This window comes from Orrella dioscoreae (genome assembly GCF_900089455.2).
GTDB classification, from domain to species: Bacteria; Pseudomonadota; Gammaproteobacteria; order Burkholderiales; family Burkholderiaceae_B; genus Orrella; species Orrella dioscoreae.
The window spans coordinates 2,048,259-2,060,872 of the sequence record NZ_LT907988.1 but is presented as its reverse complement, the minus strand read 5'-3'; the positions used below and the strand labels follow the sequence as shown (position 1 = coordinate 2,060,872).

The following is a 12,614-nucleotide window of genomic DNA, read 5'->3' as shown; positions in this document are numbered from 1 at the left end:
GCGTAGCGGCATGTCCATCACCACCATCGCCATCCTCACCGGCGCGTCGCGCGGCCTCGGCGCCGCGCTGGCGCGCGGACTCGTGCATCCCGGCACGCGGCTCGTGACGCTGTCGCGCAGCGCCGACCCGGCGCTGGACGAGCTCGCCCGCGCCCAGGGCGCCGAGCTGGAACAGGTGCAGGTCGACCTGTCCGACGCCGCCAGCGCGACCCGGGCCGCGCGCCAGGTGTGTGACGCCCTGCCGCGCGACGCCGGGCTGCGCTACCGCCTGGTCAACAATGCGGGCACGCTCGCGCCCGTGGCGCGCGCCGACCAGCTGGACGACGGCGCCGCCATCGCCACCGCCTTCAACCTGAACGTGAATGCGGCGCTGCTGCTGTCCTCGGCCTTCCTCGCCCGGCTCAAGGGCCTGAACGCCGACCGCCGCGTGCTCAACATCTCGTCCGGCGCCGGCCGCAACCCGAACCCGGGCTGGACCGTGTACTGCGCCACCAAGGCCGCGCTGGACATGGCTTCGCGCGTGACCGCCCAGGAACAGGGCACCGCTGGCGCCCGCATCGTGTCGCTGGCGCCCGGCGTGATCGACACCAGCATGCAGGCCGCCATCCGCGCCAGCGACCCCGCCAGCTTCCCCGCGCTGGAACGCTTCCAGCAGATGCACGACAGCGGTGCGCTCAGCAGCCCCGAGCAGACCGCCCAGCGCATCCTCGCCTATCTCGAACGCGACGATTTCGGCACGACCGTCATCGACGACATCCGCCACTACGACTGACCCACTGACGCACCCATCATGACCGACACGACGCCCGCCGCCCCGACCGCCCAGGACGAAAACCGCCTGATCACCGAGCGGCGCGCCAAACTCTCGAAACTGCGCGAAGCCGGCGTGGCCTTCCCCAACGACTTCACGCCGGACGCGCACGCCGCCGACCTGCACGCGCGTTTCGACGAGCAGGAGCAGGAGGCACTGGTGGCGCAGGCCGTCACGGTCAAGGTCGCCGGCCGCATGATGCTCAAACGCGTCATGGGCAAGGCTAGCTTCGCCACCCTGCAGGACGGCAGCGGCCGCATCCAGATCTACCTGGAACGCGGCACGCTGGGCGAAGCGCCCTACGCCGCCTTCAAGCAATGGGACATGGGCGACATCATCGCCATCGAAGGCACGATCTTCAAGACCAACAAGGGCGAGCTGTCGATCCACGCCACGCAGGCCCGCCTGCTGGCCAAGTCGCTGCGTCCGCTGCCCGACAAGTTCCACGGCGTGGCCGACCAGGAACTGCGCTACCGCCAGCGTTACGTCGATCTCATCATGACCGACGCCACGCGCCGCACCTTCGAGGCGCGCAGCAAGGCCATCGGCGGCATCCGCCAGCAGATGCTGGAGGCCGGCTTCCTGGAAGTGGAAACCCCCATGCTGCACCCCATCCCGGGCGGCGCGGCGGCCAAGCCCTTCATCACGCACCACAATGCGCTGGACATGGAGATGTTCCTGCGCATCGCGCCCGAGCTGTACCTGAAGCGTCTCATCGTCGGCGGCTTCGAGCGCGTCTTCGAGGTGAACCGCAACTTCCGCAACGAAGGCGTGAGCCCGCGTCACAACCCCGAATTCACGATGATGGAGTTCTACGCGGCCTATGCGGACTACCGCTGGCTGATGGACTTCACCGAGACGCTGATCCGACGCGCCGCCATCGCCGCGGCCGGCACGGCCAAGCTCGAATACCAGGGCCGTGAACTGGACCTGGGCGCGCCCTTCGACCGCCTGACCATCACCGGCGCCATCCTGAAGTACGCCCCGCGCTACACGCAGGCCCAGCTCGACGACGTTGCGTTCGTGCGCGCCGAACTGAAGACACTGGGTGCGGACGTCGATGGCCCCGTGCTGTCGCGCGCCGGCCTGGGCGCCCTGCAACTCGCCCTCTTCGAGGAAACCGCCGAGTCGCAACTGTGGCACCCCACCTTCATCATCGACTATCCGGTGGAAGTCTCGCCGCTGGCCCGCGCATCGGACACGCAGCCGGGCATCACCGAGCGCTTCGAGCTCTTCATCACCGGCCGTGAAATCGCCAACGGCTTCTCCGAGCTGAACGACCCCGAAGACCAGGCCGAGCGCTTCCGCGCCCAGGTGCAGGCCAAGGACGCCGGCGACGAGGAAGCCATGTTCTACGACGCGGACTACATCCGCGCGCTGGAATACGGCATGCCGCCCACCGGCGGTTGCGGCATCGGCATCGACCGCCTGGTCATGCTGCTGACCGACAGCGCCAGCATCCGCGACGTGATCCTGTTCCCGCACCTGCGCCGCGAAGACTGAGGACGTGGCCCGGCGATGCTGGTGAAACTCGTCATCTTCGCCATCCTGCTCGCGGGGCTTTCCTATCTGCTGTTCCCCGGGCTGCGCGGCGCCGCGCGCCGGCGCCTGCCCGGACGCATGCGTTTCGTCGTGGCGTGCGTCGCCTGCGCCCTCTTCCTGCTGTCGGCGGGCGCCTCGTTCATCCTGTGGATGGGCAGCGTGTCGGCCACCGCGGGAGGCGGCCACACCGACGGCGCCGGCTACCTCCTGCCGCTGGCAGGCGTGTCGCTGCTGTTGTCGCTGGGCTGTGGCGTGGCTGCGTACCGCTGCCGCTGACAGCCAAGGGCGCTCCCCCGCATGCAAAAAGGCCGCTCACGCGGCCTTTTTGCATTGCCAACGCTGGCACGCGGGCAAGCCGCCTGCGTCCTGCGCCGTGCCGGGTTCAGACGCCCGAACGCTCCACCGCCTGCGCCCAGCGCCGCGCCACCGTGGGCGAGGTCGCGCAGCTGGCGATATCCGTGACCACGCGCACCGCGCGCTCCAGCAGCTGGATATCGGCCTCGTGCTGGCGGGCAACGTGCGGGTCCTCGAAGAAGATGACGCGCTGGCATTGCCGTTCCAGCACGATCTCGGCGATCTGCGCGTCGCCGCCCAGCGGGCCGCTCAGGTAACGCTGCACCCAGGCACGCTCGCGCGGCCAGCCGCGCGACCAGGCCAGCTCGTTCAGCAGGCCGCCCGTGGTGCCCGTGGCCACGCGCTTGGAAAAGCGCGACAACAGGTCGAAGTGGTCGGCGGCGAACGCCACCATCTGTTCCTTCAGGGCATCGTGGGAGATCAGCGCCAGCGTCTGGCTGGAGAAATCGAAGCTGCGCTGCTGCGCGGCATCCAGCGACAGGCCTGCATGGATGCGCTCGACCGACATCCACTCGATGGCGCCCGCCAGCGTGGAAATGAAGGGACGGCCATGCGTGATGCACTGGCGCTTCAGGGCCAGCGCCTCGGGGAAGATGGACGAGGGGTCCACCGGGTCGATCAGGTAGATGGCGCCATCGAACGGGGCGACGTCATCGCGCCCTTCGGTCACGCGGGCCACCAGCTTCATCAGGCCACCTTCGCGGCCATAGGGATAGCGGATGAGGCCGGAATAACCGGGCAGCATGCCTTCGCGCTCGATGGCGTCATGCGTGCGGCCCACCGTGTGCAGTTGCACGCCCAACTGGCGGATCGTGTCGGAGCAGGCGCGCAGCCATTTGAACAACGCCGCGTCGGGCGTCTCGTGGTGGAGGCGGTTGGCGGCCAGGCCGAAGCGCAGGGGGGTGGCGATCATGGACGGAAACACACGGACGGATGACGGGGTATCGATGATACCTCGCCCGCGCGACCGGGCTGCCATAAGGGCTTACCGCGGGGGCTTGCCGCGGGGGCTTGCCGCGGGCGCGCCCTGTCCGCCCTCGCAGACCGCGACGGGGCTTATTCCGCCTCGTCGATCCAGGCCATCTGGATGGCTTCCAGGATCTTCTCGCCGCTGCGCTCGGGATCGTCGTTGAAACCGGGCAACGCCAACACCCAGGCGTGCAGATCGGTGAAGCGCACGGTCCTGGGGTCCACCTCGGGATGGGCGTCAGCCAGCCCCTCCGCGATCGCGTAGGTATCGGTCCACTTCATCAGTGATTTTCCTTGGCGTGGTTGATCGTGTACTTGGGAATCTCCACGGTCAGGTCGGCGTCGGCGATGCGGGCCTGGCAGGACAGGCGCGAGGTCGAGGACAGACCCCAGGCACGGTCCAGCATGTCTTCTTCGCTGTCGGAAGCCTCTTCCAGCGTGTCGAAGCCTTCCCGCACCACCACGTGACAGGTGGTGCAGGCGCAGGACAGCTCGCAGGCGTGTTCCAGCTCGATGTGGTTATCCAGCAGCACACGGCAGATGGACTCGCCGCGCGGCGCGTTCTCGATGACGGCGCCTTCGGGGCAGAGTTGGGGGTGCGGCAATACGGTCAGTTTCGGCATGGTGGTTCAGGCAAGTTCATCCAGCTTGCGGCCCGACAGCGCGGCGCGGATATTGCGATCCATGCGGCGGGCAGCGAATTCGTCGGTGGCGTCGGACAGCGCCTGGACCCGGGCGCGCACGGCATCGGCGTCTTCCAGCGACTGGGCGCCGGCGGCGTCGGCCAGCGCGGCGTCCACGCGGGCGCGCTCTTCCGCGGACAGCAGGTCGCCGTCGGCGGCCAGCGCGGCCTGCACGGACTCGACCAGCTGGCGGGCATCGACCTGCTGCTCGCGCAGCATGCGGGCCTGCGCATCGGCATCGGCCTGCGAAATGCTGTCGGCCAGCATGCGCGCGACCTCCTCGTCGCTCAGGCCATAGGACGGCTTGACCGTTACCGAGGCCTCGATGCCGGTGGTCAGCTCGCGCGCCGACACGCCCAGCAGGCCGTCCGCATCGACCTGGAAGGTCACCCGGATGCGCGCCGCCCCCGCCACCATGGGCGGGATGCCCCGCAGCTCGAAGCGCGCCAGCGAGCGGCAATCGGCCACCAGGTCGCGCTCGCCCTGCACCACGTGGATGCTCATGGCCGACTGGCCATCCTTGAAGGTCGTGAACTCCTGCGCGCGCGCCACCGGGATGGTGCTGTTGCGCGGCACGATGTGTTCGACCAGGCCACCCATGGTTTCCAGGCCCAGCGACAGCGGCAGCACGTCCAGCAGCAACCAGTCCTCGCCCGGTGCGCGGTTGCCCGCCAGCAGGTTGGCCTGCGACGCGGCGCCCAGCGCCACCACCTGGTCGGGATCGAGGTCGGTCAGCGGCTCGGCACCGAACAGTTCGCCCACCACGCGGCGCACCACCGGCATGCGCGTGGCGCCGCCCACCATCACCACGCCGCGCACGTCCGCAGGCGCCAGGCGCGCATCGCGCAGCGTGCGGGACACGCATTCCAGCGTGCGGGACAGCAAGGGTTGCGCCAGCGTCTCGAAATGCGCGCGCGTCAGCGTGCCCGCCAGGCATTGGCCATCAGGCAGCTCGACGGTGTAATCGGCGCTTTCCTGCGCCGACAGCGCTTCGCGGGCGGCCCGCGCGGCCACCAGCAAGGCGCGGTAGGCGCGCGGCTCGCGCAGCGCCTGTTGCGCGGCGGCGGGATCGTCCTTCACCCACTCGTCCACGATCAGCGCGTCGAAATCATCGCCGCCCAGGGCCGTGTCGCCGGCCGTGGCCACCACTTCGAACACCCCCTGCGTCAGGCGCAGGATGGAAATGTCGAACGTGCCGCCCCCCAGGTCATACACCGCATAGACGCCTTCGGCATCATGGTCCAGGCCATAGGCCAGCGCGGCCGCGGTCGGCTCGTTCAGCAGGCGCAGCACGTTCAGGCCGGCCAGCTTGGCCGCGTCGCGCGTCGCCTGGCGCTGTGCGTCGTCGAAATAGGCCGGCACGGTGATCACCGCGCCCACCAGCGTATCGCCCAGTGTCGCCTCGGCCCGTTCGCGCAGCGCCGAGAGAATGGCCGCCGACACCTCGACGGGACTCTTGTCGCCCTGCACGGTGCGCAGCCGCACCATGCCCGGCGCGTCGACGAACTCGTAGGGCGCGCGCGAGGCTTGCGCCTCGGCGAGCGAACGCCCCATGAAGCGCTTCACCGACACGATGGTATTCAGGGGATCGCTGGCCTGCAGCGGCAACACCTCGGCGCCGACGGCCACCTCGCCATCCGGCGTGTAGCGCACGGCCGAAGGCAGCAGCGCCCTGCCCTGCGCGTCGCGCAGGACCTCGGCAACGCTGCTGCGCACCGCGGCCACCAGCGAATGCGTGGTGCCCAGGTCGATGCCCACGGCGAGCTTGCGCTGATGCGGCGCGGGCGACTCACCCGGCTCGGAAATCTGCAGAAAAGCCATATGTATCCTGTCCTGCGCGGCACGCCTGGCAACGGCGGCCACGGTGGGCACCCTTGCCGGGCGCCGCAATTCTTCTTCCGGGCAGACGATGCGCGCGATCAGCGCGGCGACGTCGCGCCCGCCTCCGCGCGCAGCGCCTCGGCCAGGCGATCCAGGAACATCCATTCCCGCACGCGCAAGCCAGCCTGGGCCACATCCTGTTTTTCGTCGAGCAACGCCCCCACCGTCGCCCCGAGCTCACGCTCGGCATCGCGCAGTTCCTCGGCCAACGCCGCGAACTGCTGCGGATCGCCGGACTCGCGCGCATCGTCCAGCGCTTCGCGCCAGGCCATCTGCTGCATCAGGAAATCCGGCGACATCGCCGTATTGCTTTCGGTCTGCAGGTCCACGCCGTCCGTCTCGCACAGATAGCGCGCGCGCTGCAGCGGATCGCGCAAGGTGCGATACGCCTCGTTGGCGCGGGCCGACCATTGCATGGCCACCCGCTTTTCGGCAGCCGAGGCCGTGGCATAGCGATCAGGGTGCACGCGCGCGGCGACGTCGCGCCAGGCGCGCTCGAGCGCGTCGGCGTCCAGCGCGAACGCGCGCGGCAAGCCGAACAGGCTGAAGTGATCGTCAGCCAAGGCCTACACCGTGAAAGATTCGCCGCAACCGCAACTGGCTTTCTCGTTGGGATTGCTGAACTTGAAGCCTTCGTTCAGGCCTTCACGGGCGTAGTCGAGTTCGGTGCCGTCCAGATAGGCCAGGCTCTTCGGGTCGATGAACACCTTGACGCCGAAGCTCTCGAAGACCTGGTCTTCGGCAGCCGGCGCGTCCACGTATTCCAGCTTGTAGGCCAGGCCCGAGCAGCCGGTGGTCCGTACGCCCAGGCGCAGGCCGACGCCCTTGCCGCGCTTTTGCAGGTAGCGGCCGACGTGATCGGCGGCCTGTTGGGTCAGCGTAACGGCCATGATCAGCTCGCGTGCTTGTCCTGGTAGTCCTTGACGGCCGCCTTGATGGCGTCCTCGGCCAGGATGGAGCAGTGGATTTTCACGGGCGGCAGTGCCAGCTCTTCGGCGATCTGCGTGTTGCGGATGGCCATGGCCTGGTCCAGCGTCTTGCCCTTGACCCATTCCGTCACCAGCGAGCTGGAAGCGATGGCCGACCCACAGCCGTAGGTCTTGAAGCGCGCGTCTTCGATCACGCCTTCGTCATTGACGCGGATCTGCAGCTTCATGACGTCGCCACAGGCCGGCGCGCCAACCATGCCGGTGCCGATGTTGGTGTCGCCCTTGTCGAAGGAACCCACGTTGCGGGGGTTTTCGTAGTGGTCCAGAACTTTGTCGCTGTATGCCATGATGATTGCTCCTTACTTTTGAATACCGTCACTACTGCCAGCCGGGGCATTGCGGAGCCGGCTTCGCCGGTCCGCCGATGCCGCCCCCTTGAGGGGGAGGCGCGCAAGCGCCTCGGCGGTGGGACTTGTCAGTGGGCAGCCCACTGGACGGTGTTGAGGTCAACGCCGTCCTTGGCCATTTCCCACAGCGGCGACATGTCGCGCAGCTTGCCCACGCGGCTCTTCAGGAGCTGCACGGCAAAGTCGACTTCCTGCTCGGTCGTGAAACGGCCGATGGTGAAACGGATCGAGCTGTGCGCCAGTTCGTCGTTGCGGCCCAGGGCGCGCAGCACGTAGGAAGGCTCCAGGCTGGCCGAGGTGCAGGCCGACCCACTGGACACGGCCAGTTCCTTGATCGCCATGATCAGCGACTCGCCTTCGACGTAGTTGAAGCTGACGTTCAGGTTGTGCGGCACGCGGCGCTCGATGTGACCGTTCAGGTACACCTCTTCCACGTCCGACAGGCCTTGCCACAGACGGTCGCGCAGCATGCGCACGCGGTCGTTTTCCACGGCCATTTCTTCACGCGCCAGGCGGAAGGCTTCGCCCATGCCGACGATCTGGTGCGTGGCCAGCGTGCCCGAACGGAAACCGCGCTCATGGCCGCCCCCATGGATCTGCGCCTCGATACGCACACGCGGCTTGCGGCGCACGTACAGGGCGCCGATGCCCTTGGGGCCATACGTCTTGTGGGCCGAGAACGACATCAGGTCGACCTTCAGCTTCTGCAGGTCGATCACGACCTTGCCGGTGGCCTGGGCGGCATCGACGTGGAAGATGATGCCGCGCGCGCGCAGCAGTTCGCCAATGGCCTCGATGTCCTGGATGACGCCGATTTCGTTGTTGACCATCATGACCGACACCACGCTGGTGTCGGGACGCAGGGCGGCTTCCAGCGCGGCCAGGTCGATCAGGCCGTCTTCCTGCACGTCCAGGTAGGTCACTTCGAAACCCTGGCGCTCCAGTTCTCGACAGGTGTCCAGCACGGCCTTGTGCTCGGTCTTGACCGTGATGAGGTGCTTGCCGCGCTCGGCATAGAAGTGCGCGGCGCCTTTCAGGGCCAGGTTGTTCGACTCGGTGGCGCCGGAGGTCCAGATGATTTCGCGCGGATCGGCATTCACCAGGGCGGCGACATCGGCGCGCGCCTGCTCGACGGCCTCTTCGGCGGCCCAGCCCATTGCATGGCTGCGGGAGGCCGGATTGCCGTAGTTCTCGTAAAGCCAGGGCACCATCTTGTCGACCACGCGGGGGTCGACGGGCGTGGTAGCCGAGTAATCGAAATAGATGGGACGGGTGGTCATGGGAAAGGCTCCTGAATTCAAGCCGCGGCGCGCGCGGGGCGGGGGCGTTCGGCCGTATTGGCGGTTGCGGTGCCAACAGGCGAGGCGCCACCCAGACGGTCCACGCGCACGGCGGAACACGCTTTTTCCTGGTTGGCTTCCTGAAGCTGGCGCACGCGCTGCTGATCCACGAGGTCCTGCAGCGACACGGAGTCCAGGTAATCGACCATCTTGCGGTTGAGGGTGGCCCACAGCTCATGCGTCATGCACTTGCCGGACTTGCCGTCATTGCCACTCGTACAGTCCCGCTTGCCGCCACAACTCGTGGCGTCCAGCGGTTCGTCCACCGCGAAGATGATGTCGGCGACGGTCACGTTGCGCGCCAGGCGGGCCAGCGAATAGCCGCCACCCGGGCCGCGCACGCTCTCGACGAGCTCGTGCCGGCGCAACTTGCCGAAAAGCTGTTCCAGATAGGACAGCGAGATGTTCTGGCGCTGGCTGATCGCCGCCAGCGTCACGGGGCCACTGTGCTGGCGCAAGGCCAAGTCGATCATCGCCGTCACGGCGAAGCGCCCTTTCGTGGTCAGCCGCATGATGTCTTTCCTTTAGGCCGGGAATGGCAAGGGGGAGTCCCCGCGCCCTTCACCAATACCTGAGCAATTAACTCAAGCATACCAAATTCCCGACTATTTTGCTTGGGTACCTCACGTAAAAAAACGCGCCGAAGCGCGTTTTTTCTGGGAATTCCCGGTCTGGTGGGAATCAGGCAGCCTGATACTGGGTGGCACGCTTGCGCACCAGCTCCAGCACGCCCTGACAGGCGTCCTCGATGTAATCCAGGACCTTGCCGAAGCCTTCCGGGCCGCCGTAGTACGGATCGGGCACAGTGGCCTCTTCGAATTCGTTGGCGAAACGCATCAGGAGCATCAGCTTGTGCTGATACTGCTTGGGGCATTGCTGCTGCATGGCGGACAGGTTTTCCCAGTCCATGGCCAGGATCAGGTCGAAATCACGGAAGTCTTCCGCCGTGACCTGGCGCGCTTCGCGATGGGCCATGTCGTAGCCGCGCTTGCGCGCTGCGGCCTGAGCGCGCGCGTCCGGCGCCTCGCCCACGTGGAAACCATGGGTGCCAGCCGAATCGACGCCGACCACGTCGGACAAACCGGCGTCGGCGACCAAATGGCGAAACACGCCTTCTGCGCTGGGCGAGCGACAGATATTACCCATGCAAACGAAAAGAACCTTGGTCATCATGTCCATAAGTGTGCGGGAAAACCCGCAACAAGGCAAGTTTTTTTTGCACGTGCGCAAGGGCGGTGCAAAAAACATGAAACAAGAATAGTTTCTTTTAAAACAACCGCTTAGCAAGCACCTTTCACGTCCCTGACGAGGCAGGAATCCCCACTTCGGGGCCCAGTTGTCCACAGCTGTGCGCAGTGCAAAAAAGGCCATGCACCGGGGCCTGCCATCAACGTCTGATATGCACCACATTCATGCATATCGGACGTTTCCATTACATGGATCCCTGCCCCAGCAAGGCCTGGTCCTTCAGCTTCTGCAGCGTGTCGCGGGTGGCGGCGGCCTGCTCGAACTCCAGGTTGCGGGCATGATCCAGCATCTGCTTTTCCAGGCGGCGGATTTCTCGCGCCAGGGCCTTCTCGTCGCCCAGCAGGGCCAAGGGCACGTCGTCCGCCTTGGGCTTGAGGGATTCGGCCCCCACGACGCCGTCGATGAGTTCGCGCACGGCCTTGTTCACGCCACGGGCCACGATGCCATGCTCGGCATTGAATGCCTGCTGGCGCTCCCGCCGGCGCGAGGTCTCGTCCATGGCGCGCCGCATGGAATCGGTGATCCTGTCTGCATAGAGTATGGCGTGGCCATTTAGGTTCCGCGCCGCCCGGCCGATCGTCTGGATCAGGCTGCGCTCGGAGCGCAGGAAGCCTTCCTTGTCGGCATCCAGGATGGCCACCAGGGAGACCTCGGGGATATCCAGGCCCTCGCGCAGCAGGTTGATGCCCACCAGCACGTCGAAGGTGCCCAGGCGCAAGTCGCGCAGGATCTCCACCCGCTCCACCGTATCGATGTCGGAATGCAGGTAGCGGACCTTCACGCCGTGCTCGGACAGGAAGTCGGTCAGGTCCTCGGCCATGCGCTTGGTCAGCGTGGTCACCAGCACCCGCTCGCCGGCGCCCACGCGCAGGCGGATTTCGCCCAGCAGGTCGTCGACCTGGGTCCGCGCCGAGCGGACCTCGACCATGGGGTCGACCAGGCCGGTGGGCCGCACCAACTGCTCGACCACGTTGTCGGTGTGCTCGTTCTCGTAGGCCGACGGCGTCGCCGAGACGAAGATGCACTGGCGCATGCGCGCCTCGAACTCTTCCAGCTTGAGCGGCCGGTTGTCCAGCGCCGAGGGCAGCCGGAACCCGTACTGCACCAGGGTTTCCTTGCGCGCCCGGTCGCCGCGGTACATGCCGCCCAGCTGGCCGATGGTGACGTGGCTCTCGTCGATGAACATGAGCGCATCGGTCGGCAGGTAGTCGATGAGCGTGGGCGGCGGCTCGCCGGCCGCGGCGCCCGAGAGGTGGCGCGAGTAGTTCTCGATGCCCTTGCAGAAGCCCAGCTCCTGCAGCATTTCGAGGTCGAAGCGGGTGCGCTGCTCGAGCCGCTGCGCTTCCACCAGCTTGCCGTCCTTGACGTAGAAATCCAGCCGCTCGCGCAATTCGGCCTTGATGGTCTCGATGGCGCGCAGCACGGTGTCGCGCGGCGTCACGTAATGCGAACCGGGATAGACGGTGTAGCGCGGCACCTTCTGGCGCACGCGGCCGGTCAGCGGATCGAACAGCTCCAGCGACTCGACCTCGTCGTCGAACAGGGTCAGGCGCAGCGCCAGCTCGGGGCTTTCCGCCGGGAAGATGTCGACGGTTTCGCCGCGCACCCGGAAGGTGCCGCGCGTGAAGTCGGCGTCGTTGCGGGTGTATTGCATGGCCACCAGGCGCGCCAGGATCTCGCGGCGGCCGATCCGGTCGCCAGCGCGCAGGATCAGCACCATGGCGTGGTAGTCGCCAGGGTTGCCGATACCGTAGATGCACGAGACCGTCCCCACGATCACCGTGTCGCGGCGCTCGAGCAGGCTCTTGGTCGCCGACAGGCGCATCTGCTCGATGTGCTCGTTGATGGACGAGTCCTTCTCGATGAAGAGGTCGCGGGTCGGGACGTAGGCTTCGGGCTGGTAGTAGTCGTAGTACGAGACGAAGTACTCGACCGCATTGCGCGGAAAGAACTCCCGCATTTCCGCATAGAGCTGCGCGGCCAGCGTCTTGTTGGGCGCCAGCACCAGGGCCGGGCGGCCCAGCTGCGCGATGGTGTTTGCCATCGTGTAGGTCTTGCCCGAGCCCGTCACGCCCAGCAGGGTCTGGAACATCAGCCCGTCGCGCGCGCCCTCCACCAGCTGGCCGATCGCGCGGGGCTGGTCGCCCGCCGGCGGATAAGGCTGGTAGAGGTGGAAAGGACTGTCCGGGTAGTCGACGAAACCGCTATCGCTCATGCTAGACTGGTGTGGGGTAAACAGAACATTATCCCCCCCGATCCTGCCAGCGTCCACCCTGCCCTTCCGGCGCATTCCTGCCGCCGCCCCGGGCCCGCGCCGACGCCCGGCCCGATCCAGCCCCTAGAGACACCCCGCCGCGCCGGCCCACGCCGACGGGCAACCGAGATTGAACGACAGCTTTGTCCTCCATCCGTCACGCTTTCCTAACCTCCCCTCCTTTGCGGCCCTAGCG

General features: G+C 67.1%; 14 protein-coding genes. 3 read left to right on the top strand and 11 right to left on the bottom strand.

The features are described 5' to 3' along the window. The first annotated feature begins 10 nt into the window (after positions 1-10). From ODI_RS09655 to ODI_RS09645, 3 genes are read left to right on the top strand one after another with little or no spacing between them, the layout of a single operon-like run. A complete protein-coding gene (locus ODI_RS09655; RefSeq protein ID WP_067753206.1) occupies positions 11-772 on the top strand; it encodes an SDR family oxidoreductase in 762 nt (253 codons plus the stop codon). Between the two features lie 18 nt (positions 773-790). After that, positions 791-2,314, top strand: coding sequence for a lysine--tRNA ligase (gene lysS / locus ODI_RS09650; RefSeq protein WP_067753203.1), 1,524 nt, complete (start codon positions 791-793; stop codon positions 2,312-2,314). A gap of 21 nt (positions 2,315-2,335) precedes the next feature. Next, positions 2,336-2,629: a hypothetical protein gene (locus ODI_RS09645; protein WP_157929743.1), complete on the top strand. Its 294-nt coding sequence runs from the start codon at positions 2,336-2,338 to the stop codon at positions 2,627-2,629. 106 nt (positions 2,630-2,735) lie between these two features. Here ODI_RS09645 and ODI_RS09640 read toward each other — a convergent pair whose 3' ends face one another. From ODI_RS09640 to uvrB, 11 genes are all read right to left on the bottom strand, one after another. Beyond that, positions 2,736-3,620: a methylglyoxal synthase gene (locus tag ODI_RS09640; RefSeq protein ID WP_067753198.1), complete on the bottom strand. Its 885-nt coding sequence runs from the start codon at positions 3,618-3,620 to the stop codon at positions 2,736-2,738. A gap of 143 nt (positions 3,621-3,763) precedes the next feature. Next, a complete protein-coding gene (gene iscX / locus ODI_RS09635; protein ID WP_067753196.1) occupies positions 3,764-3,958 on the bottom strand; it encodes a Fe-S cluster assembly protein IscX in 195 nt (64 codons plus the stop codon). Next, on the bottom strand, positions 3,958-4,299 hold the full coding sequence (gene fdx / locus ODI_RS09630; RefSeq protein ID WP_067753194.1) for an ISC system 2Fe-2S type ferredoxin: 342 nt from the start codon (positions 4,297-4,299) through the stop codon (positions 3,958-3,960). The genes iscX and fdx overlap by 1 nt, the downstream gene beginning before the upstream one ends. A gap of 6 nt (positions 4,300-4,305) precedes the next feature. Beyond that, positions 4,306-6,180 carry a Fe-S protein assembly chaperone HscA gene (gene hscA, locus ODI_RS09625; protein WP_067753192.1) on the bottom strand — a complete coding sequence of 625 codons (1,875 nt, stop codon included), beginning with the start codon at positions 6,178-6,180 and terminating at the stop codon, positions 4,306-4,308. 98 nt (positions 6,181-6,278) lie between these two features. Next, positions 6,279-6,803: a Fe-S protein assembly co-chaperone HscB gene (hscB, locus tag ODI_RS09620; protein WP_067753190.1), complete on the bottom strand. Its 525-nt coding sequence runs from the start codon at positions 6,801-6,803 to the stop codon at positions 6,279-6,281. A 3-nt stretch (positions 6,804-6,806) separates the two neighbouring features. Then, positions 6,807-7,130: an iron-sulfur cluster assembly protein IscA gene (gene iscA, locus ODI_RS09615; RefSeq protein ID WP_067753187.1), complete on the bottom strand. Its 324-nt coding sequence runs from the start codon at positions 7,128-7,130 to the stop codon at positions 6,807-6,809. A 2-nt stretch (positions 7,131-7,132) separates the two neighbouring features. Next, positions 7,133-7,516 (bottom strand): Fe-S cluster assembly scaffold IscU, encoded by a 384-nt coding sequence (iscU, locus tag ODI_RS09610; RefSeq protein ID WP_067753185.1) that lies wholly within the window; start codon positions 7,514-7,516, stop codon positions 7,133-7,135. A gap of 128 nt (positions 7,517-7,644) precedes the next feature. Further along, the gene (locus ODI_RS09605; protein ID WP_067753182.1) at positions 7,645-8,856 is read right to left on the bottom strand and encodes an IscS subfamily cysteine desulfurase; all 1,212 of its coding nucleotides are present in this window, start codon (positions 8,854-8,856) and stop codon (positions 7,645-7,647) included. A 17-nt stretch (positions 8,857-8,873) separates the two neighbouring features. Then, the gene (gene iscR / locus ODI_RS09600; protein WP_067753179.1) at positions 8,874-9,428 is read right to left on the bottom strand and encodes a Fe-S cluster assembly transcriptional regulator IscR; all 555 of its coding nucleotides are present in this window, start codon (positions 9,426-9,428) and stop codon (positions 8,874-8,876) included. A gap of 169 nt (positions 9,429-9,597) precedes the next feature. After that, on the bottom strand, positions 9,598-10,089 hold the full coding sequence (locus tag ODI_RS09595) for a low molecular weight protein-tyrosine-phosphatase (protein WP_067753235.1): 492 nt from the start codon (positions 10,087-10,089) through the stop codon (positions 9,598-9,600). A gap of 259 nt (positions 10,090-10,348) precedes the next feature. Then, positions 10,349-12,379, bottom strand: coding sequence for an excinuclease ABC subunit UvrB (gene uvrB, locus ODI_RS09590; protein ID WP_067753176.1), 2,031 nt, complete (start codon positions 12,377-12,379; stop codon positions 10,349-10,351). Positions 12,380-12,614 lie beyond the last annotated feature (235 nt).